The 24725-nt window shown below is 31.9% G+C and carries 25 protein-coding genes; 20 read left to right on the forward strand and 5 right to left on the reverse strand.

Going from position 1 to position 24725, the window contains the following annotated elements:
- The first annotated feature begins 2 nt into the window (after nt 1–2).
- Nucleotides 3–2444 carry an outer membrane beta-barrel family protein gene (locus FEF17_RS11840; protein ID WP_211342481.1) on the forward strand — a complete coding sequence of 814 codons (2442 nt, stop codon included), beginning with the start codon at nt 3–5 and terminating at the stop codon, nt 2442–2444.
- On the opposite strand, the gene FEF17_RS11845 is transcribed toward FEF17_RS11840, so the two are convergent.
- From FEF17_RS11845 to porX, 4 genes are all read right to left on the reverse strand, one after another.
- Nucleotides 2441–2989, reverse strand: coding sequence for a hypothetical protein (locus tag FEF17_RS11845; protein WP_139002609.1), 549 nt, complete (start codon nt 2987–2989; stop codon nt 2441–2443). The two genes, FEF17_RS11840 and FEF17_RS11845, sit on opposite strands and share 4 nt — an antisense overlap.
- Nucleotides 2934–3074 carry a hypothetical protein gene (locus tag FEF17_RS14325; RefSeq protein WP_170181004.1) on the reverse strand — a complete coding sequence of 47 codons (141 nt, stop codon included), beginning with the start codon at nt 3072–3074 and terminating at the stop codon, nt 2934–2936. The genes FEF17_RS11845 and FEF17_RS14325 overlap by 56 nt, the downstream gene beginning before the upstream one ends.
- 175 nt (nt 3075–3249) lie before the next feature.
- Entirely contained in the window at nt 3250–3663 is a 414-nt protein-coding gene (gene tsaE / locus FEF17_RS11850; protein WP_139002610.1) for a tRNA (adenosine(37)-N6)-threonylcarbamoyltransferase complex ATPase subunit type 1 TsaE, read from the reverse strand.
- 89 nt (nt 3664–3752) lie between these two features.
- Complete coding sequence (porX, locus tag FEF17_RS11855) at nt 3753–5300, reverse strand: T9SS response regulator signal transducer PorX (protein ID WP_139002611.1); 1548 nt, start codon at nt 5298–5300, stop codon at nt 3753–3755.
- A 95-nt stretch (nt 5301–5395) separates the two neighbouring features.
- On the opposite strand from porX, the gene FEF17_RS11860 reads away from it, so the two are divergent.
- The 19 genes from FEF17_RS11860 to hisIE all read left to right on the forward strand — a co-directional run bounded on the left by FEF17_RS11860 (nt 5396) and on the right by hisIE (nt 24164).
- Nucleotides 5396–6616 carry an HD domain-containing protein gene (locus FEF17_RS11860; RefSeq protein ID WP_139002612.1) on the forward strand — a complete coding sequence of 407 codons (1221 nt, stop codon included), beginning with the start codon at nt 5396–5398 and terminating at the stop codon, nt 6614–6616.
- Nucleotides 6617–6670: 54 nt separating this feature from the next.
- On the forward strand, nt 6671–7699 hold the full coding sequence (lpxD, locus tag FEF17_RS11865; protein WP_139002613.1) for a UDP-3-O-(3-hydroxymyristoyl)glucosamine N-acyltransferase: 1029 nt from the start codon (nt 6671–6673) through the stop codon (nt 7697–7699).
- Nucleotides 7686–9092 (forward strand): bifunctional UDP-3-O-[3-hydroxymyristoyl] N-acetylglucosamine deacetylase/3-hydroxyacyl-ACP dehydratase, encoded by a 1407-nt coding sequence (locus tag FEF17_RS11870; protein ID WP_139002614.1) that lies wholly within the window; start codon nt 7686–7688, stop codon nt 9090–9092. The genes lpxD and FEF17_RS11870 overlap by 14 nt, the downstream gene beginning before the upstream one ends.
- A gap of 10 nt (nt 9093–9102) precedes the next feature.
- Entirely contained in the window at nt 9103–9888 is a 786-nt protein-coding gene (gene lpxA / locus FEF17_RS11875) for an acyl-ACP--UDP-N-acetylglucosamine O-acyltransferase (protein ID WP_139002615.1), read from the forward strand.
- Nucleotides 9889–9892: 4 nt separating this feature from the next.
- Entirely contained in the window at nt 9893–10459 is a 567-nt protein-coding gene (gene efp, locus FEF17_RS11880; protein ID WP_139002616.1) for an elongation factor P, read from the forward strand.
- 3 nt (nt 10460–10462) lie between these two features.
- Nucleotides 10463–11401 (forward strand): UDP-3-O-(3-hydroxymyristoyl)glucosamine N-acyltransferase, encoded by a 939-nt coding sequence (locus tag FEF17_RS11885; protein WP_139002617.1) that lies wholly within the window; start codon nt 10463–10465, stop codon nt 11399–11401.
- Nucleotides 11402–11462: 61 nt separating this feature from the next.
- Nucleotides 11463–12335 (forward strand): succinate--CoA ligase subunit alpha, encoded by an 873-nt coding sequence (sucD, locus tag FEF17_RS11890; protein ID WP_139002618.1) that lies wholly within the window; start codon nt 11463–11465, stop codon nt 12333–12335.
- A 118-nt stretch (nt 12336–12453) separates the two neighbouring features.
- Entirely contained in the window at nt 12454–13200 is a 747-nt protein-coding gene (fabG, locus tag FEF17_RS11895; protein ID WP_139002619.1) for a 3-oxoacyl-[acyl-carrier-protein] reductase, read from the forward strand.
- A gap of 4 nt (nt 13201–13204) precedes the next feature.
- A complete protein-coding gene (locus FEF17_RS11900) occupies nt 13205–13762 on the forward strand; it encodes a hypothetical protein (protein ID WP_139002620.1) in 558 nt (185 codons plus the stop codon).
- Nucleotides 13763–15796, forward strand: coding sequence for a VWA domain-containing protein (locus tag FEF17_RS11905; RefSeq protein WP_139002621.1), 2034 nt, complete (start codon nt 13763–13765; stop codon nt 15794–15796). It abuts the gene before it with no gap.
- 11 nt (nt 15797–15807) lie between these two features.
- On the forward strand, nt 15808–16623 hold the full coding sequence (locus tag FEF17_RS11910) for a prohibitin family protein (protein ID WP_139002622.1): 816 nt from the start codon (nt 15808–15810) through the stop codon (nt 16621–16623).
- A gap of 313 nt (nt 16624–16936) precedes the next feature.
- A complete protein-coding gene (gene hisG, locus FEF17_RS11915; RefSeq protein WP_139002623.1) occupies nt 16937–17794 on the forward strand; it encodes an ATP phosphoribosyltransferase in 858 nt (285 codons plus the stop codon).
- Between the two features lie 24 nt (nt 17795–17818).
- Nucleotides 17819–19105 carry a histidinol dehydrogenase gene (gene hisD / locus FEF17_RS11920; RefSeq protein WP_139002624.1) on the forward strand — a complete coding sequence of 429 codons (1287 nt, stop codon included), beginning with the start codon at nt 17819–17821 and terminating at the stop codon, nt 19103–19105.
- Nucleotides 19102–20139 carry a histidinol-phosphate transaminase gene (hisC, locus tag FEF17_RS11925; RefSeq protein WP_139002625.1) on the forward strand — a complete coding sequence of 346 codons (1038 nt, stop codon included), beginning with the start codon at nt 19102–19104 and terminating at the stop codon, nt 20137–20139. The genes hisD and hisC overlap by 4 nt, the downstream gene beginning before the upstream one ends.
- Nucleotides 20136–21272: a bifunctional histidinol-phosphatase/imidazoleglycerol-phosphate dehydratase HisB gene (hisB, locus tag FEF17_RS11930; RefSeq protein WP_139002626.1), complete on the forward strand. Its 1137-nt coding sequence runs from the start codon at nt 20136–20138 to the stop codon at nt 21270–21272. Before hisC ends, hisB begins: the two co-directional genes overlap by 4 nt.
- Nucleotides 21273–21396: 124 nt before the next feature.
- Complete coding sequence (gene hisH / locus FEF17_RS11935; RefSeq protein WP_139002627.1) at nt 21397–21978, forward strand: imidazole glycerol phosphate synthase subunit HisH; 582 nt, start codon at nt 21397–21399, stop codon at nt 21976–21978.
- 63 nt (nt 21979–22041) lie between these two features.
- Entirely contained in the window at nt 22042–22773 is a 732-nt protein-coding gene (gene hisA, locus FEF17_RS11940; RefSeq protein ID WP_139002628.1) for a 1-(5-phosphoribosyl)-5-[(5-phosphoribosylamino)methylideneamino]imidazole-4-carboxamide isomerase, read from the forward strand.
- Nucleotides 22773–23528, forward strand: coding sequence for an imidazole glycerol phosphate synthase subunit HisF (gene hisF, locus FEF17_RS11945; RefSeq protein ID WP_139002629.1), 756 nt, complete (start codon nt 22773–22775; stop codon nt 23526–23528). Before hisA ends, hisF begins: the two co-directional genes overlap by 1 nt.
- A 42-nt stretch (nt 23529–23570) precedes the next feature.
- A complete protein-coding gene (gene hisIE / locus FEF17_RS11950; RefSeq protein ID WP_139002630.1) occupies nt 23571–24164 on the forward strand; it encodes a bifunctional phosphoribosyl-AMP cyclohydrolase/phosphoribosyl-ATP diphosphatase HisIE in 594 nt (197 codons plus the stop codon).
- 54 nt (nt 24165–24218) lie between these two features.
- Here the strand turns inward: hisIE and FEF17_RS11955 are convergent, their stop codons facing one another.
- Entirely contained in the window at nt 24219–24635 is a 417-nt protein-coding gene (locus tag FEF17_RS11955; protein WP_139002631.1) for a hypothetical protein, read from the reverse strand.
- Nucleotides 24636–24725 lie beyond the last annotated feature (90 nt).

Raw genomic sequence — 24725 nt, forward strand, 5'->3', positions numbered from 1 at the left:
TAATGATGACTTATAATATGGTTAAAAAATTATTTTCATTTTCCCTGTTTTTTTTCTGCTTATATGGATTTGCACAAAATTATTCGATTCAAGGAAAAATTATAGACCAAAATAAGGCACCCATTCCTTATGCCAATGTGGTTCTAAAGACCTCTACTGACTCGCTTTTTATAAAAGGAACATCTACAAACGAAATGGGTTTATTTGAGATAGAAAATGTTAACATCGAAAACTATATTTTGGAGGTAAGTTATATTGGTTATTCCAAACATGTCACAAGAATCGAAGTAAAAAATGATTTAACTCTGTCAGAAATAATCCTTGTTGAAGATGTTGAAGAACTGGAAGGTGTTACTGTTACGGCTAAAAGACCAACTGTAAAACGTTTAGTTGATAGGGTTGTTTTTAATGTTGAAAACTCAACTTTATCAAACAATAATGTATTAGATGTTTTGAAGAATACACCTGGGGTAATAGTTAATGACGGAAGCATATCTATAAAAAACTCTACACCTACTATTTATATTAATGACAGAAGAGTACACCTGTCTTCAAGTGAAGTACAACAGCTCTTGGAGGGCACATCGGCTTCAAATTTAAAGTCTATTGAAGTGATAACTAATCCACCGGCAAAGTATGATGCAGAAGGTGGTGCTGTTTTAAATATTGTGACTAGCAAAAAGATCATAGCTGGTTACAATGGTAGCGTATTTGGGAATTTTAAACAAGGATCTGTGTTTCCTAAGTATTCTTTTGGAACTAGTCATTTTTTTAGGACCAAAAAGTTAAATACATATATAAATTATAGCATTAGTCCAAGAAAGGAATTTAGAGGATATGATGAATTTGTGAACTTTATAGATTTAGAACAAACAACTTCAAGTTGGAAAACTAAATTTGGATTAAATAGTAAAACTTCTAATCATAATATAAATGCTAATATTGAATATGAGTTAGATAAAAATAATAGTTTGGGATTTTCAACAAGCATGATGATATCACCGAGAGAAAAAACACGTTACCATTCTAGTGCTATTACAGAAGTTTTTAATAATATGAAAGTATTAGATTCTACCTTCATTACTGATAATATAAGCGTTGATGAGAAGTTTAATCTTGCCTTTGGATTAGATTATATACACAAGTTTAAGAAAAATGGTGAAAAGTTATTATTTAATGCGCACTATACTGATTTTGATTTTTCTAGTTTTCAAAATGTTGATACGGATTATTTATTTCCTGACGAATCCTTAATTAGAAGTAATCAGTTTCAAACCTTTTCAAGTCAAGCAATAAAAATATATACAGGTCAAGTAGATTATGTATTGCCATCATACGGATCTGGAATGTTTGAGGCTGGTGTGAAAATAGCCAATATAAATTCAAAAAATATTTTGACTCAATATAGTTTCAAAAATGGAATTAAAGAACAGGATTTTCAAAACTCTGATACATTTTTATATAAAGAAACTAATTATGCAGCATATTTGAGTTATTCAAAAGAGTGGGATTCATGGAACCTAAAATTAGGTTTAAGAAATGAGTTAACGAGAGTTGAGGGAAATTCATTATCAAATAGCACTGTAAATGATACGAAATATTTAAAGTTTTTCCCAACACTTTATATTTCAAATAAGCTAAATGATCAAAATCTTTTGTATATCAATTATAGTAAGCGAATTTACCGCCCTCGATACGAACAATTAAATCCATTTAAGTATTTTTTAAATGATAATACTTTTATAACGGGAGATCCTAATTTAAAACCTCAAATAGATAATCAATTTATATTAGGATATACTTTTAACCAAGATTATACTTTTGAACTTTATTATAGACACGAAAACAATCCCTTTTTACAGTATTTTTATCAAGATAACGGCAGAAATTTACTAGTATATCAATATACAAACACAGATGAATCGGTTTCCTATGGTCTAGATTTTACAACCTATGTTCCATTGAATCGTTTTTGGAATTTATATTTTTTATCATCAATTTTTCATTATAAAACTAATTTCAATCCAATTGAAAGTAACCTAGTTTCATTTGAAGGTAAGCAATGGAGTTTATACGCAGAAATTAATAACTATTTTACTTTATTAAAAGACAAAAGTTTATCAATAGATGTTTCTTTTAATTATTTATCTCCTACCAATGATGGACCAACTGATTCAAGTTTTGTGTCTAGTTTAGATATTAATTTAAAAAAGACGTTTTGGCAAAATAAAGCTACATTTAGCCTTGGTGTATTGGATATTTTCAATACAAGAAATTTTAATGCAACTACAAAGTATTTAAATCAAGATATTTTTACAAAATTTCAATTAGAAAATAGACTATTTGTATTTGGATTTAATTATAAGATAGGAAACTTAAAATTAAAAAATAATAAAAAGAGTATTGATTTATTAGAAAGAGATAGGTTAAGTAAAGGTAACTAGAAATAATCTTTTAATTTACCCCAAAAGTTTTTTGGTGATATCTTAAACTCCTCTTCTAATTCCTCTAAAGATTTATTTGCATCATTAATTTTGTTGAATATACGGGCTCTAATTAAATATATAGATGGTATAATGATAGCCATTACAGGTAATAAATACATGAGCTGAAATTCATCTATAAATTCGGTGTCTCCACTCAAATTATCAATTATTTGAAAAACATACATTGCTATTGGTACTAGAATAGAATGATACCACCAATGTCTGCAGGTAAAAAACCAAATAAACAATAAAAATAAGGGTATTAGTTTGCCAGTTAGTACCCACATGGCATAATTTGCATCTTGCCAAGCTTTACTGTCATATGTAAATAAAAAAGTGTCCCAAAGCCTTTGCTCTGGAACACTTTCATACAAAGAAAAAAGATAAGGGGTAATAGCTATTAGGGTTGCTACGATGCTACCCAAAACTAAACCATTTACATCTTTCTTATTTGTCGAAATTTGTTCTAGGTTTTTTATCGATTTTTGCTGTTTGTTGCGCATCTAAATTATATTGATTTGCAGTACTAGCCAAAAACAACATGCCTCCGAAAATTGCGATTGCAATTACATACTTTTTTGTTTTCATAATATAAGGGATTAATTAATTAATATCCCAAATGTAAACAAAGAGTATTTTGAAGAAATTGGCAAAATGTTAAAATTATGTTAAAAACATTGATTTTTAATTTTTACGCTGCGGGTTTACCGTAAAACTTCAAAATTCGGGGTTATTCATAGTGTCTACTAGCTTATTTTATTTGTTAAATTCTTCTATTTTCTAATCTTATAGTTCGAGAATTATCTTCATTTTTATTGATAAAAACTCTATCATAATTGTCGACTAAACTTTCAATTAAATTTGGCCATTCTACAATGATCCAATTATTCGAGTCTATATAATCTTCAATTCCAAAATTATAAGCCTCTTCTATGTTTTCAATCCTATATAAATCAAAATGATATATGGATTCATTTAAACTTTCATATTCATTAACTATCGAAAAAGTTGGACTGCTAACTTCATCATTACTACTTAAAACTTTTACTATGGATTTTATAAGCGTTGTTTTGCCAGCTCCCATTTCTCCATATAAAAAAATCGTTTTTGTCTTAACATTTTTTATAATCCAATTTGCTGCATCGTCAATTGAATCTAAACTATAGCTAATTTCCAATAGTTAAATTTTAATACAATATTATAAATTAAAAGTGAGAAAACCTAGGAAAAAGTGTATTTCACCGAAGTTTTTTGCATTACATAGATTTATTTAGGGTTGAAAACCACAAATGGAATAATCATTTCTTCCAATGAAACACCACCATGTTGATAAGTATTTCTAAAATAGCTCACATAATGATTGTAATTATTAGGATAGGCAAAAAACAAATCACTTTTAGCAAAAATATATGAACTGCTCATTGTAATAGAAGGTAAATGAATGTCTTTAGGAGCATTGGCAACCAAAACATCTTTACTGTCAAAGGTAAGACTTCTTCCAGTTTTATAACGTAAATTCAAACTAGTATCTCTATCTCCAATAACTTTAGATGGGTTTTTTACATTAATGGTTCCGTGATCAGTAGTTAAAATTAATTTAAAGCCTAATTGTTGAGCTTGTTGAATCATTTCTAAAAGTGGTGAGTTTTTAAACCAACTGAGGGTTAAAGAACGATAGGCTTTGTCGTTAGATGCCAATTCCTTAACAACTTCCATTTCAGTTTTTGCATGTGATAGCATATCAACAAAATTATAGACTAGTACAGTTAAATCGTTATTCTTTAAAGACCTAAAATTATCAACTAACTTTTTTCCAGATTTGAGATTGGTTATTTTATAATATTCACTCTTTAAATGGTTTAGGTTTAAGCGTTTAAGTTGAGCTTCTAAAAATTCTGCTTCAAACAAATTTTTTCCTCCTTCATCTGTATCATTTTTCCAATAATTAGGAAACAATTTTTCCATGTCACTAGGCATTAAACCTGAAAAAATTGCATTTCTAGCGTATTGTGTTGCTGTTGGTAAAATGCTAAAAAAGGCTTCTTCATTTTCTTTTTTATAATAATTGCTTATAATAGGCTCAAAAACTTTCCATTGATCATACCTTAAATTATCAATAACCACAAATAAGGTTGGTTGCTCTTTACTAATTTCAGGCATTACTTTCTCTTTGAAAAGCGTATGGGACATTACAGGAGCCTCTGTGTTTGGTTTGAACCAATCCGCATATTTTTTATCAATAAATTTTCCGAATTGAATATTGGCTTCAGTTTTTTGAGATTCTAATATTTCAAACATGCCTGCATCTTCAATATCCTCTAACTGAATTTCCCAATATATAAGCTTTTGATAGAGGTTAACCCACTCTTCATAACTGTTTACCATAGCCAAATCCATAGCTATTTTTCTAAACTCTTGTTGATAATTTGAGGTTGTTTTTTCCGAAATTAATCTAGAGTGATCGAGATTCTTTTTTAAACTGAGTAGTATTTGGTTTGGGTTTACTGGTTTAATTAGGTAATCGGCTATTTTATTACCAATAGCTTCTTCCATTATATATTCCTCTTCACTTTTGGTAATCATTACAACAGGAAGATTATCTTGCTTTTCTTTGATTTCATTTAAAGTTTCAAGACCTGATAGACCAGGCATATTTTCATCGAGAAAAACAATATCGAAATTATTATCATCTAATATTTCAATGGCATCTGTGCCGCTATTACAAGTGGTAACGTTATAATTCTTTTTCTCAAGAAATAAAATATGGGGTTTAAGTAAATCTATTTCATCATCAACCCAAAGTATATTTATCATATTAGTTTTTTGTAAAGTGTGTTTAAATTGCAAATGTCCAAATTGGACTTCATATAGTTATATTTGTAATATATTTAAAACTAAAAATTTAAAGTTTGAACAAACTTAAAATCTTAAACGATCCAATTTACGGATTTATTACTATTCCTAATTCCTTAATTTTTGACTTAATTCAGCATAAATACTTTCAGCGTTTAAGGAGAATTACACAAATGGGTATGTCATATTTGGTATATCCCGGAGCGCATCATACACGATTTCATCATGCTATTGGCTGTGTTAATTTAATGCAAAAAGCGGTTAATATACTTCGCTTCAAGGGAGTTACAATATCTAAAGATGAAGAAGACGCACTTTATGTTGCTATTTTATTGCACGATATTGGTCATGGTCCGTTTTCGCATGCCATGGAGCATAGTATTGTAAATAATGTTTCTCATGAAGAAATTTCGTTGCTCTTAATGAAGAAACTTAATCAAGAATTTAACTCAAATTTAACGCTTGCCATACAAATTTTTAAAGGCGAATACCATAGAAAATTCATGTGTCAGCTAATTTCAAGCCAATTAGATATTGATAGATTAGACTATTTGCGACGCGATAGTTTTTATACTGGAGTAGCTGAAGGAAATGTAAACAGCGAAAGATTAATAACTATGCTTAATGTTGTTGATGAAGAGCTAGTTGTTGAGGAAAAAGGGATATATAGTGTAGAAAAATTTCTTATTGCACGCCGATTCATGTATTGGCAAGTATATCTGCATAAAACAGGTTTAGCAGCAGAGCAACTTTTAATAAGAGTTTTAAAACGTGCGAAAGAATTAGCAAACCGTTCGATTGAGCTAAATGCAAGTAAGCCTTTAAGCTATTTTCTATGCAATGAAATTTCTCATTCAAATTTTAGTGATTCAACACTCAATATTTTTTCACAACTAGACGATTATGACGTTGTTAGTGCTATGAAAGAATGGCAAAATCATGACGATTTTGTCTTAAGCAATTTGTGCAAAATGATAATAAATAGAGATTTATTAAAAGTTAAAATAAAAAGTAAACCTTTTAAGGGATCAACTCTAGATAAGCATTTAAATAATTTAACCAGTGTTCATGGTATTAGTCAAGAAGAAGCAAGCTATTTTGTTTTTAAAGGGGAAGTTTCAAATCAAGCCTATGGCATAAAGGGTAAGAATATCAATATTCTTTATAAATCTGGAAAAATTGAAGATATTGTTAAGGCTTCAGATCATTTAAACCTTAAACCGCTATCAAAACCAATCACGAAATATTATATATGCTACCCTAAGGAAAAACTTTAGCACATTTTTCCTATTTTTGCGGAAATCAAACGAAAACTAAACAAACCTCAGCGAGTGAAATTTACAGCACTACAAATAGCAGAAATTCTAGAGGGCGATGTAGTTGGAGATGCTGATGTAGAAGTTTCGAAATTATCAAAAATAGAAGAAGGGGTTAAGGGTTCTTTAACTTTTCTTGCAAATCCTAAGTATACTCCTTATATATATACAACTGAAGCATCAATAGCTATCGTGAATAAAACTTTTGAGCCAGAAAACAATGTAACGGCAACTTTAATAAAAGTGGAGGATGCTTATAAGGCGTTTTCTAAAGTTTTGGAATACTATAATTTGGTAAAGCTTAACAAGTTTGGTATTGAACAGCCTTCATTTATTTCTGAATCATCGAGACAAGGTGAAAATATCTATATTGGCGCATTCTCTTATATTGGTGAAAATGTAGTTATTGGCGATAATGTAAAAATATTTCCGAATGTTTATATTGGGGATAACGTAGTTTTAGGAGATAATACTATTGTTTTTGCAGGAGCTAAAATTTATTCAGAATGTATTATAGGTAATAACTGTGTAATTAATTCTGGTGCTATTATTGGAGCAGATGGATTCGGCTTTACACCAAATGAACAAGGTGAATATTCGAAAGTCCCTCAAACAGGGAATGTAATTTTAGAAGACTTTGTGGACGTTGGTGCAGCAACAACCATAGATAGGGCCACATTAGGTTCAACAATAATAAGAAGAGGAGTTAAATTAGATAATCAAATCCAAATAGCACACAATGTGGAAATAGGTAAAAATACTGTTATAGCGGCTCAAACAGGTATTGCTGGTTCAACAAAAATTGGTGAAAATTGTCAAATTGGTGGACAAGTTGGTATTGTTGGACATATCACAATTGGAAATAATGTAAAAATTCAAGCTCAATCAGGTATTGGAAGAAGTATTAAGAATAATGAAGTTTTACAAGGCTCTCCAGCTTTATCTTATGGAGACTATAACAAATCATATGTTCATTTTAAAAACCTACCCAAAATTATAAAAAATCTTAACGATTTAGAAAAAAAAGTAAATGGCAATAGTTAATACTGAAATAAAACAAAAAACAATAAAGAAAGAGATTTCTTTAACTGGAGTTGGGTTACATACGGGAAAAAATGTAACACTAACTTTCAAACCTGCTAGTGCAAACTTTGGACTAGCTTTTAAACGAGTTGATTTAGAAGGAGCACCAGTAATTGAAGCTGATGCCAACTACGTTACTAATACACAAAGAGGAACATGTTTAGAAAAAAATGGTGTCACTATTCAAACATCAGAGCATGTATTGGCGGCTTTAGTAGGGTTAGATATTGATAATGCTATTATAGAGCTAAATGAATCAGAGCCTCCAATTATGGATGGGTCGTCTAAATTTTTCGTGGAAGCACTCGAAAAGGCAGGGCTTGAAGAATTAGATGCTTTTAGAGAAGAATATGTAGTTTCAGATATTGTATCGTATGTTGACGAGGAAAGCGGAAGTGAAATTCTTGTGATGCCCGCTAAAGAGTATCAAATTACTACGATGGTAGATTTTGGCACTAAGGTTTTAGGTACTCAAAATGCTACATTAAATCAAGTATCCGATTTTAAGAAAGACATATCCAATTCACGAACATTTAGTTTCTTGCATGAAATTGAAATGCTTTTAGAGAATGGCTTAATAAAAGGAGGAGACTTAAATAACGCTATAGTTTATGTTGATAAGGCATTATCTCCTGAAACTATGGAAAAACTTAAGGTGGCTTTCAAAAAGGATTCTATTGCCGTAAAGCCTAATGGTATACTTGATAATTTGACATTACATCACCCAAATGAAGCTGCAAGACATAAACTACTTGATGTTTTAGGAGATTTAGCCTTAGTTGGAACTAGAATTAGAGGAAAAATTATTGCAAATAAGCCGGGGCATTTTGTGAACACACAATTTGCAAAGAAGTTGTCGAAAATAATCAAAAATGAGCGCCGTAATAATGTTCCAAATATCGATTTGAATCAAGCACCTTTAATGGATGTTAATCAAATCATGGCCATGTTACCCCATAGACAACCCTTCTTATTACTAGACAAAGTTTTTGAGTTAACCGATAATTATGTGGTTGGCTTAAAAAATGTGACTATGAATGAAGAGTTTTTTAAAGGTCATTTTCCAGGAGCTCCAGTAATGCCAGGAGTTTTAATTGTTGAAGCTATGGCTCAAACAGGAGGAATACTTGTATTAAATACAGTTCCAGATCCAGAAAATTATTTAACTTTTTTCATGAAAATGGATAATGTTAAGTTTAAACAAAAAGTAGTACCAGGCGATACATTAATCTTTAAATGCTCATTAATTACTCCAATACGAAGAGGAATATGCCATATGCAGGGCTATGCTTATGCTAATGGTAAATTATGTGCTGAAGCTGAATTAATGGCTCAAATTTCTAAAGTAAAATAATTAAGAAAAAATGAATCAACCTTTAGCATACGTTCATCCAGGAGCGAAAATTGCAAAAAACGTAGTGATTGAACCTTTCACTACTATTCATGGTAATGTTAAGATTGGAGAAGGCACATGGATTGGAAGTAATGTTACTATTATGGAAGGTGCTAGAATTGGTAAAAATTGCAATATTTTTCCAGGCTCTGTTATTTCTGCAGTTCCTCAAGATTTGAAATATAACGATGAAGAAACAACAGTTGAAATAGGTGACAATGTTACCATTAGAGAATGTGTGACAATTAATAGAGGTACTGCCGACAGAATGAAAACTGTTATTGGTAATAATTGTCTAATAATGGCCTATTGTCACGTAGCTCACGATTGTATTGTTGGTAACAACTGTATTTTCTCAAATAACAGTACACTGGCAGGACATATTACTATAGGAGATAATGTTGTTTTGGCTGGAATGACAGCTGTACATCAATTTGTTTCAGTAGGTAACCATGCTTTTGTTACTGGCGGTTCATTAGTTAGAAAAGATGTGCCTCCTTATGTAAAAGCAGCACGTGAACCATTATCATATGTAGGTATTAATTCAGTGGGTTTAAGAAGAAGAGGCTTTTCAACCGATAAAATTAGAGAGATTCAAAATATCTATAGAATTCTTTATCAAAAAAATTACAACAATACTCAAGCTTCAGAAATAATAGAAGCAGAAATGGAGGCAACTCCAGAAAGAGACGAGATACTTCAATTTATTAAGAATTCTCATCGGGGAATTATGAAAGGATATTTTAAATCAAATTAACTTTATGGCAAGTACTAGTGATATTAGAAATGGGTTATGCATTAGGTATAATCATGATATATTTAAAATTATAGAATTTTTACACGTTAAACCAGGTAAAGGGCCGGCGTTTGTAAGAACTAAATTAAAAAGTGTAACTACTGGAAAAGTAATTGATAATACTTTCTCGGCAGGTCATAAAATTGAAGACGTACGCGTAGAAACGCACAAATTTCAATATCTTTATAATGATGGTGAGTTTTATCATTTTATGAATGAAGCGGATTACACACAAATTCGTTTATTAGAAGCTGCCTTGGATAGACCAGATTTAATGAAAGAAGGAGAGGTTGTTACAGTTCTTATTAACACTGAAGATAATATGCCACTTTCTATTGAAATGCCTGCAAGTGTAATTTTAGAAGTAACACATACAGAACCAGGAGTAAAAGGTAATACTGCAACTAACGCAACAAAACCTGCTACTGTTGAAACTGGAGCAGAAGTTAATGTCCCTCTTTTTATCAATGAAGGTGATAAAATTAAGATAGAAACTGAGAAAGGAACGTACAAAGAACGGATCAAAGAATAACTATTGAAGTTTCCAAAAGCATATACTCTAAAGCAAGTTGCAAGCTTAATTGATTGTAACTTTATTGGAGCAGAAGATTTTCAAGTTTTAGGAATGAACGAAATCCATGTTGTTGAACCAGGAGATATCGTTTTTGTGGATCATCCAAAATATTATGACAAGGCACTAAATTCTGCAGCAACTATTATTCTTATAAATAAAGAAGTTAAATGTCCGGAAGGCAAGGCCTTGCTTGTAAGTGATGATCCATTTAGAGATTTCAATAAATTAACAGATTATTTTAAACCGTTTGTTGCTTCAAATGTATCTATATCTGAATCTGCAGAAATTGGTATAAACTCTATTATTCAACCTAATTGTTTTATTGGACACAATGTTACTATTGGTGATAATTGCATAATACATTCCAATGTGAGCATTTATGATGATACTGTTATTGGCAATAATGTTACTATTCATGCTGGAACTGTTTTAGGTGCTAATGCGTTTTATTATAAAAAACGACCTGAAGGATACGACAGGCTAAAATCTGGTGGCCGTGTTATGATTAAAGATAATGTAGATATAGGGTCTGGCTGTACGATAGACAGAGGTGTAAGTGGAGATACAATTATTGGAGAGGGTTCAAAACTTGATAATCAAATTCAAATAGGTCACGACACCGAACTTGGAAAAAACTGCTTAGTGGCGTCTCAAGTTGGAATTGCTGGATGTGTTGTTATAGAAGATGACGTAACTATTTGGGGTCAAGTAGGTTGCACTAGTGGTATAACTATTGGTGAAAAAGCAGTTATCCATGCTCAAACAGGTATAAGTAAATCTCTTGAAGGAGGAAAAACATATTGGGGAGTTCCTGCTCAAGAGGCTCGAATGGTATTAAAAGAAATGGCTTCGATTAAAAGAATTCCTGAAATATTAGCGACTTTAAAAAAAATAAAATAATTAGTCTTTTAAATAACTTCAAAAAATTATTTTTGCAAGACAAATATCCAAATAGAAAAACATGAGTGTTTTAGTAAATAAAGATTCAAAAATTATAGTGCAAGGATTTACAGGTAGTGAAGGTACTTTTCATGCAAGCCAAATGATTGAGTATGGGACGAATATCGTTGGAGGAGTAACTCCAGGAAAAGGAGGACAGACACATTTAGAAAAGCCTGTATTTAATACTGTTTTAGAAGCTGTAAATGAAGTAGGAGCAGATACGACCATTATTTTCGTACCACCTGCTTTTGCTGCTGATGCTATAATGGAAGCTGCCGATGCTGGTATTAAAGTAATAATTACAATTACTGAAGGTATACCAGTTGCAGATATGATTATCGCTTCAAATTATATTAAAAATAAAAATTGTCGATTAATAGGTCCAAACTGTCCAGGTGTTATAACACCAGAAGAAGCTAAAGTTGGTATTATGCCAGGTTTTGTATTTAAAAAAGGAAAGGTTGGTATAGTGTCTAAATCTGGAACTTTGACTTATGAAGCTGCCGATCAGGTTGTAAAACAAGGTCTTGGGATAACAACTGCTATTGGTATTGGTGGAGATCCTATAATTGGAACAACTACTAAAGAAGCGGTAGAATTATTAATTAACGACCCAGAAACTGAAGCTGTTGTTATGATTGGCGAGATTGGTGGGCAACTAGAAGCCGATGCTGCTAATTGGTACAAATCTAGTGGGAGCAACAAACCTGTTGTGGGATTTATAGCTGGTGAGACAGCCCCTGCAGGACGCACAATGGGACATGCAGGTGCGATTGTTGGTGGTAGTGATGATACTGCCCAAGCTAAAAAGAAAATTATGAGGTCTTGTGGAATACACGTAGTAGATTCACCTGCTGAGATTGGTAAAAAAATAGCTGAAGTTTTAGCTTAAAACTTAGATAACAATTATAAAACCTCACAAAATCTTGTGAGGTTTTTTTATTTCAAAGCAATTAGTATTTGTTATATTTGAATACAACAAGATACTATAATAACTAACTAAATTTATTATGAAATTATTAGAAGGAAAAACGGCTATCGTTACTGGTGCGAGTCGTGGAATTGGGAAAGGAATAGCTCAGGTATTTGCTCAGCAGGGGGCTAATGTAGCTTTTACCTATAGTTCATCTGTTGAAGCAGCTAATGAACTTGAAAAAGAATTGAACGCTTTAGGAGTTAAGGCTAAAGGATATAAAAGTAATGCTGCCAGTTTTGAAGAGGCTCAGAAATTAGCAGAAGAGGTTGCTTCAGAGTTTGGAAGTATCGATATTTTGGTTAATAATGCAGGTATAACAAAGGATAATTTGTTAATGCGCATTACAGAAGAAGATTTCGATACAGTTATAGAGGTTAATCTTAAATCAGTTTTTAATATGACCAAAGCTGTACAACGCACCATGCTAAAGCAACGCAAAGGATCTATAATTAACATGAGTTCTGTCGTAGGTGTTAAAGGTAATGCTGGTCAAACTAATTATGCGGCATCAAAAGCTGGAATCATAGGATTTTCCAAATCAGTTGCACTAGAATTAGGTTCGAGAAACATAAGAAGTAATGTTGTAGCTCCTGGATTTATAGAAACAGAAATGACAGCAAAGCTTGATGAAGAGGTTGTTAAAGGATGGAGGGCTGGTATTCCTTTAAAACGTGGAGGAACTCCAGAAGATATCGCAAATGTTTGTGTTTTCTTAGCTAGCGATATGAGTGCTTATGTTACTGGGCAAACCTTAAACGTTGATGGCGGAATGCTGACATAGTATTATGAAAGAACTATTTGTATTATTTTTTGTATGTAGTTTTTATACGCTAATTGCACAAAATAATGAATGGTATAAGATAAAAGACTTAGAAGCAGCGTATCGCATTGAATTTCCTTCTGAACCAAAGAAGGGTAAAAGTGATGTTTCAACAGAAAAAGGATTAGTAACTATGCACACATATACCTATCAATCAGATAGTGGTGATGAAAATTTCATCTATATGTCTTCTTTCAGCGAATATCCAAACTCCTTTTTTCCGGAAGGTTTAAATACTTTAGAAAAAAGAAATCAAGTATTAGAAAATGCGGTTAATGGTGCTGCAACAAATACTAAAGGAACACTTATATCTAAGTCTGACATGATATTTAATGGCTATAATGGGACAGATGCAAAAATTTCTGTAGATGTTAGCGGATATCAGTATATTATAAGGATGAAAATTATTTTAGTTGGATTTAAAATATATATGACGCAAGTTATTTATGAAAAAGACAATGGTGATAATTTAAATTTAAACCGCTTTTTTAATTCTTTTGAGTTATTAAATGTAAAAATGTAGGTGGAAGCAAAAACCTTGATATACATTATAATTGCTGGAATATTAGCGCTATTTATAGCGCTTTTTCAGTATAAATATAAGGTGACAAATAAATCACGTTTTATTTTTCTTGTTGCCATTCTTAGGTTTCTAACTGTTTTTTCAATTTTATTATTACTAATAAATCCAAAATTTGAACAAAATGAGTTGTCTATTGAAAAACCTAATTTGGTTTTAGCTGTTGATAATAGTAGTTCTATAAAATATTCAGGTAACAATGATAAAGTTGAGCAATTCTTAGAGGCTTTAACCAACAATGAGTCGTTAACCCAAAAATTCAATGTAAGTACCTATACTTTTGGTAGTGAATTAGTAGCTGCAGATTCTTTAAGTTTTAATGAACGTCAAACAAATATTCATAAGGCATTTAGTCAATTAAATGAAGTTTATAAGAATTCTGTTTCACCAACGGTAATGGTGTCAGACGGAAATCAAACCTTTGGATCAGACTATGAGTTTAGCTATGATTCTTACAAACAACCCATCTATCCAATAATTGTTGGTGACACAACATCATTTGTAGATTTAAAAATCAGTCAATTAAATGTAAATAGGTATACCTATTTAAAAAACAGCTTTCCAGTAGAAACCATGCTAACCTACAATGGAAATAATAGCATCAATACGCGGTTTATAGTTACATCTGGATCTAATACTGTATACACAGAAACTATTTGGCTATCTGAGCAAGATAATTCTAAAATTATCAATTTCACAATACCATCAAAAAGGGTTGGTGTTAATACTTATAGAGCACATGTAGTTCCTTTAGAAAAGGAAAAAAATACTGTAAACAATAGTAAAAATTTTGCAGTAGAGGTTATTGATCAAAAAACCAACATTGCTATTGTAAGCGATTTTTCTCATCCAGATATTGGTGCATTTAAAAAGAGTATTGAAAGCAACGAACAACGTTCAGTCAAATTAATAAATCCTAATGATATTATAGATCAAACAAATGATTTTCAATTAATTATATTGTATCAACCAAATTATAAATTCAAATCTTTAATTGAAACATTAAAGGATGAAAACATAAACTCATTTACAGTTTTAGGACCACAGACCGATCTTAACTTCTTAAATAGTATTGATAATTATGTTAATTATGAAATTACGGGACAACTTGAAGATTACCAGGGCAAGTTGAACATAAATTACAAACCTTTTTATTTAGAAGATATAAACTTCGAAAGTTTTCCGCCATTAAAGTCCCATTATGGAAATATTTCCTTTTCATTATCTTACGAAACCATATTATATAAGTCGCTTGGAGGCAATACTATTAATAATCCATTATTAGTTACTTATGAAAACTCAGGTAGGAGAGAAGCTATTTTATTTGGTGAAAATTTATGGAAATGGAGAGCTCAAAGCTTTTTAAACACCAAGTCATTCAATGAGTTCGACAATTTTATAGGCAAATTGGTTCAGTATTTAGCTTCTAATAAAAGAAGAAATAGACTAGACATTGATTATGAGTCATTCTATAACGGAAGTGATAATATTATTATTAAGGCACAATTTTTTGATAAGAATTATATTTTCGATGCTCGTCAGAATGTAAATATGTTAGTAAAAGACCTTAATTCTAATGAAGAAAAAACATTGCCTTTTGTTCTTAAGAACAATAATTATCAAGTAGATTTAAGCAGCTTATCGCCTTCGGAATATAGTTTTACTGTAGTTGTCGAGAACGAAAATATATCTAGGTCCGGTAGTTTTGAAATTTTAGAATATAATGTAGAACAACAATTTTTGAATGCCAATGTAACGAAATTGCGAAGATTGGCTACAAACAGTTTAGGTAGTAGTCATTTTATCGATAATACAGATGCTCTTTTTGATCAATTATTAAATGATAATCGTTTTATTCCTATTCAAAAAAGCATTAAAAAAAGCATACCTTTGATAGATTGGAAATACCTACTCATTATTATAGTCATTTGCTTAAGTTTGGAGTGGTTTTTAAGAAAGTATAACGGATTAATTTAAAAAAATAAAAAATGGAAAAATTACCAAAAGTAGCGTTGCCTTTTATAATTGGGGCAATAATTTTAGTTGTGATATTAGCAAAATCTGCTGTAACAATAGACTCTGGAGAAGCAGGCGTGTTATTTAAAACCTTTGGAGAAGGTGTTGTAGTTGATGAACCACCTATGGCTGAAGGGTTTCATATTGTAGCACCTTGGAACAAGGTATATGTATACGAAGTACGTCAGCAAGAGCTATTTGAAAAAATGAAAGTATTATCATCAAACGGATTAGAAATTCAAATTGATGCTTCCGCTTGGTACGAACCAGTATATAGTGACTTAGGAAACTTACATCAGTCTCTAGGTCAAAATTATTTACAACGTGTTATACAGCCAGCTATTCGAAGTGCAGCAAGAAGTGTGGTTGGACGCTATACCCCAGAACAGTTATACTCCAGCAAGCGTGATGCAATTCAAGATGAAATATATGCGGAAACAAAAAAGATTCTTGATAAACAATATGTCCAACTTAATGAAGTCTTAGTTCGTGATGTTACACTGCCAAATACAATAAAAGAAGCTATTGAGCGCAAGTTACGTCAAGAACAGGAATCTTTAGAATATGAATTTAGACTAGTAACTGCAGCAAAAGAAGCTGAAAAAGTAATTATAGAAGCTAAGGGTAAAGCGGAATCAAATAGAATATTGAGCGCATCTTTAACAGATAAAATTCTTCAAGACAAAGGTATTGAAGCCACTGTTAAACTTTCTGAATCTCCTAACAGCAAAGTCGTTGTTATTGGCTCAGGTGATAGCGGAATGCCAATTATTTTAGGGAATCAATAATCTTAAATATTTCAATGTTTAATGACTTATTTTAAATTTTAGTTAAGAATTCGATTATAAAATTAGCATTTAGTTAATTGTCCTAAAAATTATTTAGATAATTTGGAGTTTTAATTAGAATTTATTGATATTTGCATCAAAGAAACAAAATGACTATTACTCAAACACATCATCATTTTTGCATTTGCTCTCAAGCGAAGTAAAAATGTATTGAGTAATATCAACATATATTTTAAACCCGTTTGAGACTTATCAAGCGGGTTTTTTAATTTTTAATTCAGCTTGATAGTTTCAAACTCAGAAAAATAAAAAAATGAGTAAATTAAGAATTGCAGTACAGAAATCGGGTAGATTAAATGAAGACTCGATGAAATTATTAAAAGACATTGGTATCTCCATTGATAACGGAAAAGACCAGTTAAAAGCCTCAGCTAAAGGATTTCCTGTGGAAGTGTTCTATTTGAGAAATGGCGATATTCCTCAATATTTAAAGGATGGGGTTGTAGACGCCGCTATAATTGGTGAAAATGTTTTAATTGAAAAAGGAGAGGGTATAGGGGTTGTAGAAAAATTAGGATTCTCTACTTGTCGTGTTTGTATTGCTGTACCAAAAGCTATGGTTTATTCAAGTATTAAAGATTTAGAAGGTAAGCGTATAGCGACATCTTACCCTAATACTGTGCAGATGTATTTAGATAGGAAGGGTGTAAATGCTAATCTTCATATAATTAATGGATCTGTTGAAATTGCACCAAACATTGGGTTGGCAGATGCAATTTGTGATATTGTTTCCAGTGGAAGTACCTTGTTTAAAAACAATTTAAAAGAAGTTGATACGATTTTAAAGTCTGAAGCAGTATTAGCAGTTTCACCTAAATTAGATTCAGATAGACTAGCCATACTAGAAAAGATTCAATTTAGAATACAGTCAGTATTAAAGGGTAGAAATTCTAAGTATGTACTGCTTAATGCACCTAATGATAAAGTTCAAGATATAATTAATGTATTACCAGGAATGAAGAGTCCAACTGTCTTGCCATTAGCAGAAGAAGGATGGAGCTCAATCCATTCAGTAATAAGTAAAAATGAATTCTGGGAGGTTATTGATGATTTAAAAGCAAAGGGAGCACAAGGAATTTTGGTTTGTCCTATTGAAAAAATGGTGCTGTAGAGCATCGTGAAAGAAGTTTATATTATGAAAATCATAAAAAATCCAAAAAGAGAGGTTTGGTCTCAAATTTTAAAGAGACCAACCCAAACAGTTGATGATATTGAAGATATCGTCAATGAGATTTTCATTGATGTATCCAAAATTGGTGATGAAGCGGTTAAAAGATACACCAATAAATTTGATGGTATTTCATTAGAATCAAATAGTGTTACTTCAGAAGAACTAAATGTCGCTATTAAACAGGTTCCTGATAAACTTAAAAATGCAATTAGAAAAGCTAAGGCTAATATCGAAGCATTTCACAATGCACAAAAAACATCAAAAATTGAGATAGAAACGACTGCAGGTGTGCAGTGTTGGCAAGAAAAAAGACCAATACAAAAAGTCGGTTTATATATTCCAGGCGGTACTGCACCTTTATTTTCGACAGTTTTAATGCTGGCTGTTCCGGCTCAAATTGCCGGTTGTAAAGACATTGTGTTGTGTTCGCCTCCAAACAAAGAAGGTAAGTTGGCTCCAGAAATTTTATTTGCAGCTCAACTTTGTGGTGTGACCAAAATTATTAAAGTAGGAGGAATTCAAGCCATTGCTGGATTGACTTTTGGGACCGACAGTATTCCAAAAGTATACAAGATTTTCGGACCAGGAAATCAGTTTGTCACTGTTGCAAAACAATTAGCGACAAAATATGGGGTAGCCATCGATATGCCTGCTGGCCCAAGCGAATTGTTAGTAGTTGCAGATGACACAGCTATTGCATCGTATGTGGCTTCAGATTTGTTAAGTCAAGCAGAACATGGTACAGACAGTCAAGTGATTTTGGTTTCAACATCTGAAGCGATTATTAATGATGTATCAGAGGAAGTTAATAAGCAACTAGCTGTACTTCCACGTAAAGCAATTGCAGAAAAAGCTATTGCAAACTCAAAGTTAATCTATATAGAAACTGATGAGATTGCCTTAGATATGATTAATGAATATGGCCCTGAGCATTTTATCATCTGTTGCAAAAACGAAGATTTATACGTTGATGGAATAAGTAATGCTGGTTCTGTTTTTATCGGTAATTACACTCCTGAAAGTGCTGGTGATTATGCGTCAGGCACTAACCATACATTACCAACAAACGGATTTAGTAAAGCTTATTCAGGGGTTAATCTGGATAGCTTTATGAAGAGTATGACTTTTCAAAAAATATCAAAAGAAGGTATTTTTAATATAGGTGAAACTATAGAATTAATGGCAGAAGCTGAAGGATTACAAGCGCACAAAAATGCCGTGAGTATTCGATTAAAAGATTTAAAATCATGAACGTTCAAGATTTAATAAGACCAACGGTAAAAGCACTAAAACCTTATTCATCTGCAAGAGATGAATACCAGGGGAATAGTGATAATATGGTGTTTTTGGATGCGAATGAAAATCCATTTGAAAATGGTGTTAATCGTTATCCAGATCCTCAACAGCGTACTGTGAAATCTTTACTTTCAAAAATAAAAGGTATTTCACAGCAAAATATTCTTTTGGGAAACGGTAGTGATGAAGTTTTAGACTTGATTTATCGTGCATTCTGCGAGCCTAATCAAGATAATATCATTACGTTACCACCAACTTATGGGATGTACAGCGTATTAGCTAATATTAATGCTATCTTAATAAAATGTGTGCAATTGGATGAGAATTTTCAGCCTAAAGTTGAGAACATTTTAGAGATAGCCGATTCTAATTCCAAATTGTTATTTATATGTTCACCAAATAATCCGACAGGAAATAGTTTTGAAACTAAATCAATTGAGAGATTAATACAAGAATTTAAAGGTATCGTGGTTATAGATGAAGCATATATTGATTTCTCGAATGAAGATAGTTGGATAATTAGATTGAATGAGTTTCCTAATTTAATAGTGACGCAAACACTTTCTAAAGCTTATGGAATGGCGGGAATTCGATTAGGTATTTGTTATGCTTCAGAAGAAATCATTTCAGTTTTAAATCGCATCAAACCACCATATAATGTTAATGAATTAACGCAACAAAAAGCTATACTACAATTAGAACAGAACAAGATCACTAAGCAACAAGTGCAAGCAATTTTAAATGAGCGAGATGTTTTAGTTGATAAGCTTTCAGAAATAGGTTTTATCTCTAAAATTTATCCCTCTGATGCTAATTTCATACTTGCAAAAGTGGATAACGCGACAATGCGCTACAATCAATTAATTGAAAAGGGGATTGTTATAAGAAACAGAACTACACAACCAGGATGTGAAAATTGTTTGCGTTTTACGGTAGGAACGCCTGAAGAAAATATAATATTAATAAATACTTTAAAAACAATACAGTGAAAAAGGTATTATTTATAGATAGAGACGGAACGTTGGTGTTAGAACCACCAGTAGATTATCAACTCGATAGTTTAGAAAAATTGGAGTTCTACCCAAAAGTATTTCAATATATGGCTAAAATAGCTAATGAATTGGATTATGAATTAGTAATGGTAACTAATCAAGATGGTTTAGGAACTGATAGTTTTCCAGAAGACACCTTCTGGCCAGCACAGAACAAGATTATTGACGCCTTTAAAAAAGAAGGTGTTATTTTTTCAGCAATTCATATTGACAAAACATTTCCACATGAAAATGCCGATACGCGTAAACCAAGAACAGGATTGTTATCACAATATTATACTGAAGATTATGATTTAGAAAATTCTTTTGTTTTAGGCGATAGAATAACGGATATGGAATTAGCTAAAAATCTTGGGGCTAAAGGTATTTACTTGTCTGTAGATCCAGATTTAGGAGCTGATGAAATTGAAAGTTCTAAACAAGAGATTTTAGATTGTATTGCTTTACAAAGTAAAAATTGGCAGGAAATATATGACTTTTTAAAATTGAAAGACAGAGTTTCTGAAATTACGCGCAACACCAATGAAACTAAGATTTATATCAAATTAAATTTAGATGGTTCTGGTAAAAATGATATTAATACAGGCTTGTCTTTTTTCGATCATATGCTAGATCAAATTGGGCGTCATGGAGCCATGGATTTAACTATAAAAGTAGATGGAGATTTAAACGTAGATGAACATCATACTATAGAAGACACCATGATTGCTTTAGGCGAATTATTCAATAAAGCTTTGGGAGACAAATTAGGCATTGAACGTTATGGGTTCTGCTTGCCAATGGATGATTGTTTGGCACAAGTTGCTGTGGATTTTGGTGGTAGAAATTGGCTGGAATGGGATGCAGAATTTAAAAGGGAAAAGATAGGAGATATGCCTACAGAAATGTTTTTTCACTTGTTCAAATCGTTTACAGATGGTGCAAAATGTAATTTGAATATCAAGGCAGAAGGCACTAACGAGCATCATAAAATAGAAGGTGTTTTTAAAGCCTTTGCAAAAGCCATTAAAATGGCAGTAAAGCGTGATGCTAACAAAATGTTTTTACCATCAACAAAAGGAATTCTTTAAAAAAGCAAAAAATAAATTCCAAATTCCAAACCGCTTAAGTTAGTATTTTGGAATTTAGAAATTGAATATTTGGATTTTGTAATTATAAGTTTCAAAATTCAATAATATAAAAAAAAGAAAAAGTTTGAAACTTATCATTATTAATTACGGCGCAGGAAATATAAAAAGTATTCAATTTGCTTTTAAGCGACTGGGCTATGATGCTATTTTATCAAATGATCCGGAAGAAATCAAAGCCGCAGACAAGGTGATTTTCCCAGGAGTAGGAGAGGCAAGTTCTGCTATGGTAAAGTTAAAGGAGAGCGGATTAGATCAATTAATTCCAAACCTAAAACAACCCGTATTGGGCATTTGCCTAGGGATGCAACTCATGTGTTTACATACTGAAGAAGGAGATACTGAAGGTTTAGGTATTTTCCAAACCAAGGTAAAGCGCTTTTCAAATAATGTTAAGGTACCGCAAATGGGATGGAACGTAATCAAAGATTTAAAATCTAATCTATTCAAAGGCATCAAAGAGAATGAGTACATGTATTTGGTGCATAGCTATTATGCCGAGCATTGTAATGAAACCATTGCTGCAACAGATTATCAAATTAACTATGCGTCCGCTTTACGACATGAAAATTTTTATGGCACACAATTTCACCCTGAGAAAAGCGGAAATGAAGGTGCTAAAATACTAGAGAATTTTCTTGATTTATAACAAGAAAAGTGTCTAGAACAAAATATTAACATTAAAAAGATTCCTGCTTTTTCAGGAAATATTATGAGAATAATACCAGCCATAGATATTATAGAAGGAAAATGCGTCCGTTTAACTAAAGGTGATTACGATACTAAAAAAGTATATAATGAAAATCCATTAGAAGTCGCTAAAATGTTTGAAGCTTCTGGAATTGAGTATCTACATTTAGTAGATTTAGATGGTGCTAAAGCAAAACATATAGTTAACTATAAAGTTCTTGAGCAAATTGCCTCTAAAACCAAGTTGAAAATCGATTTTGGAGGTGGACTCAAAGCCGACGAAGATTTACATATCGCATTTAATTCTGGAGCAAGACAGATTACAGGTGGGAGTATAGCAGTAAAAGACCCAAAGACCTTTGAAAGTTGGATTTCCAAATATGGCAGCGAAAAAATAATTTTAGGAGCCGATAGTAATGACGGAAAAATTGCCATAAGTGGATGGCAAGAAGATAGTACTGAAGACGTGATTCCTTTTATTAAAAGCTATCAAAAAAAAGGTATTAAATATGCTATCTGTACCGATATATCTAAAGACGGAATGCTAGAAGGGCCCTCTTTTAATTTATATAAAGAAATAATATCGAATTGTTCAAATAGCAGTGGTCAATCTATAAAGTTAATAGCTTCAGGAGGTATTTCACATATTGATGAATTACCAAAACTTATTGAACTAGGTTGCGAAGGCGTTATTATTGGAAAGGCAATTTATGAAAATAGAATTAGTTTATATCAACTTGAAAAATTTGTATAATGCTTACTAAGAGAATCATTCCTTGCTTAGATATAAAAAATGGACGTACTGTAAAAGGTGTTAATTTTGTTGATTTGCGCGATGCAGGAGATCCAGTGGCATTGGCAAAACAATATGCAGAGCAAGGAGCAGACGAATTGGTCTTTTTGGATATCACAGCAACATTAGAAGCAAGAGCGACAACATTAGAAATGGTCCGTCATGTGGCTGAACAAGTTAATATCCCATTTACGGTTGGTGGCGGCATATCTACTATTGCCCACGTGGATGCCTTATTGAAGAATGGGGCAGATAAAGTATCGATCAATTCATCTGCCGTTAAAAGACCAGAATTGGTTAACGAATTAGCTGATAAATTTGGTAGTCAGTGTGTTGTTGTTGCTATAGATGCTAAGAAAATAGAAGGCGAGTGGTTGGTGCATCTTGCAGGCGGTACAATTCCAACAGAAATTAAATTGTTTGATTGGGCAAAGGAAGTAGAAGCTCGTGGAGCAGGTGAAATATTATTTACATCAATGAATCATGATGGTACTAAGAATGGTTTTGCTAACGAAGCCTTAGCCAAACTTTCTGAAGAATTAAATATTCCGATTATTGCTTCTGGAGGAGCAGGAAATGTGCAACATTTTGTAGATACGTTTAATGAAGGAAAATCAGATGCAGCTCTAGCAGCAAGCGTGTTTCATTTTGGGGAAATTCCTATTCAAGAATTAAAAAAAGAATTAAGAAAACATTATATAGAAGTACGGCTATAGTCGCAATGCTGAACTTGTTTCAGCATCTTAAAAGTATTAGTTATGACCATAAAATACGATCAAAATGGATTAGTCCCTGCAATCATTCAAGATGCAACAACCAAAAATGTGTTGATGTTGGGCTACATGAACAAGGAAGCTTATCAAAGAACATTAGAAATAAAAAAAGTGATTTTCTTTAGCAGAAGTAAACAGCGTTTATGGACTAAGGGTGAAGAGAGTGGTAACTTCCTAAATCTTGTAGATATTAAAAACGATTGTGATAATGATTCTTTGTTAATAACTGTAAATCCAGTTGGGCCAACATGCCATACAGGTACAGATACTTGTTGGAAGGAAGACAATAACTCTTCCTATGGCTTCTTTTCTACTTTAGAAAATGTTATTGCAGAACGTGTTGCCAATAAGGACGCTTCAAAGTCTTATGTGGCAAGTTTGTTTTCCAAAGGTATTAATAAAGTAGCACAGAAAGTAGGCGAGGAGGCTGTAGAAACTGTTATTGAAGCAATGGATAATAACGATAAGTTATTTCTTTATGAATCGGCAGACTTATTATTTCATTACCTTATGTTACTTCAAGCTAAAGGTTTCACTTTAAAGGATATAGAAGAAGAACTTAAAAGCAGACATAAATAAAAAATGGCATTAGATTTTTCTAGTGCCATTTTCATTTAGTGAAATACTATTTTATTAGGACAACCATCCATTTGCTTCAGATTTTCTTGCAAACCAAACAAAAAGACAAGCAAAAGCTATAATCATAATAGTCATAACAATACTTGAAGCATAACCATTAATAAGAATATATCCCATTTGCACAAGCACAGCTATTAATGACAAATACCATAATTTTACAGACCAAGATTTTCTTAGTATTAAGCCTATGGCGGCCAAAGCACCAGAAAAAACAGCAATAGCAAAAGCAGCAGTTATAAAGGCAGGCATGTTAGCAGCTATTTCCAGTTGCTCCGGTGAATACATTTCCCGATAGCTTTCTGTGTTATAAGCTTGTTGTAGATAAGCGTTCACGCCCATGCCATTCCATACAAGGGCAATAACACTTAATATCCAGAACCAAATAGGAGGCTTGTTCGATGAGTTTGTCATAATAATCAATTTTAGTTAGTAAAAAGTAATACAAGTTATAAATTTTTTGTCACAATTTATAAATAGACTATTTTCCATTATCTATTTAAT

The organism is Hyunsoonleella aestuarii (genome assembly GCF_006148925.1).
GTDB lineage: Bacteria > Bacteroidota > Bacteroidia > Flavobacteriales > Flavobacteriaceae > Algibacter_D > Algibacter_D aestuarii.

What these genes read in the sequence shown, in the direction of transcription:
- FEF17_RS11870 (WP_139002614.1), top strand. Translation starts at nt 7,686, where the DNA reads ATGGCAATAGTTAATACTGAAATAAAACAAAAAACAATAAAGAAAGAG.
- porX (WP_139002611.1), bottom strand. Translation starts at nt 5,300, where the DNA reads ATGATAAATATACTTTGGGTTGATGATGAAATAGATTTACTTAAACCC.
- sucD (WP_139002618.1), top strand. Translation starts at nt 11,463, where the DNA reads ATGAGTGTTTTAGTAAATAAAGATTCAAAAATTATAGTGCAAGGATTT.
- hisA (WP_139002628.1), top strand. Translation starts at nt 22,042, where the DNA reads ATGAGAATAATACCAGCCATAGATATTATAGAAGGAAAATGCGTCCGT.
- hisC (WP_139002625.1), top strand. Translation starts at nt 19,102, where the DNA reads ATGAACGTTCAAGATTTAATAAGACCAACGGTAAAAGCACTAAAACCT.
- FEF17_RS11845 (WP_139002609.1), bottom strand. Translation starts at nt 2,989, where the DNA reads ATGCGCAACAAACAGCAAAAATCGATAAAAAACCTAGAACAAATTTCG.
- fabG (WP_139002619.1), top strand. Translation starts at nt 12,454, where the DNA reads ATGAAATTATTAGAAGGAAAAACGGCTATCGTTACTGGTGCGAGTCGT.
- FEF17_RS11840 (WP_211342481.1), top strand. Translation starts at nt 3, where the DNA reads ATGATGACTTATAATATGGTTAAAAAATTATTTTCATTTTCCCTGTTT.
- hisIE (WP_139002630.1), top strand. Translation starts at nt 23,571, where the DNA reads ATGACCATAAAATACGATCAAAATGGATTAGTCCCTGCAATCATTCAA.
- FEF17_RS11910 (WP_139002622.1), top strand. Translation starts at nt 15,808, where the DNA reads ATGGAAAAATTACCAAAAGTAGCGTTGCCTTTTATAATTGGGGCAATA.
- FEF17_RS14325 (WP_170181004.1), bottom strand. Translation starts at nt 3,074, where the DNA reads ATGAAAACAAAAAAGTATGTAATTGCAATCGCAATTTTCGGAGGCATG.
- FEF17_RS11900 (WP_139002620.1), top strand. Translation starts at nt 13,205, where the DNA reads ATGAAAGAACTATTTGTATTATTTTTTGTATGTAGTTTTTATACGCTA.
- lpxA (WP_139002615.1), top strand. Translation starts at nt 9,103, where the DNA reads ATGAATCAACCTTTAGCATACGTTCATCCAGGAGCGAAAATTGCAAAA.
- FEF17_RS11955 (WP_139002631.1), bottom strand. Translation starts at nt 24,635, where the DNA reads ATGACAAACTCATCGAACAAGCCTCCTATTTGGTTCTGGATATTAAGT.
- hisG (WP_139002623.1), top strand. Translation starts at nt 16,937, where the DNA reads ATGAGTAAATTAAGAATTGCAGTACAGAAATCGGGTAGATTAAATGAA.
- efp (WP_139002616.1), top strand. Translation starts at nt 9,893, where the DNA reads ATGGCAAGTACTAGTGATATTAGAAATGGGTTATGCATTAGGTATAAT.
- hisF (WP_139002629.1), top strand. Translation starts at nt 22,773, where the DNA reads ATGCTTACTAAGAGAATCATTCCTTGCTTAGATATAAAAAATGGACGT.
- hisD (WP_139002624.1), top strand. Translation starts at nt 17,819, where the DNA reads ATGAAAATCATAAAAAATCCAAAAAGAGAGGTTTGGTCTCAAATTTTA.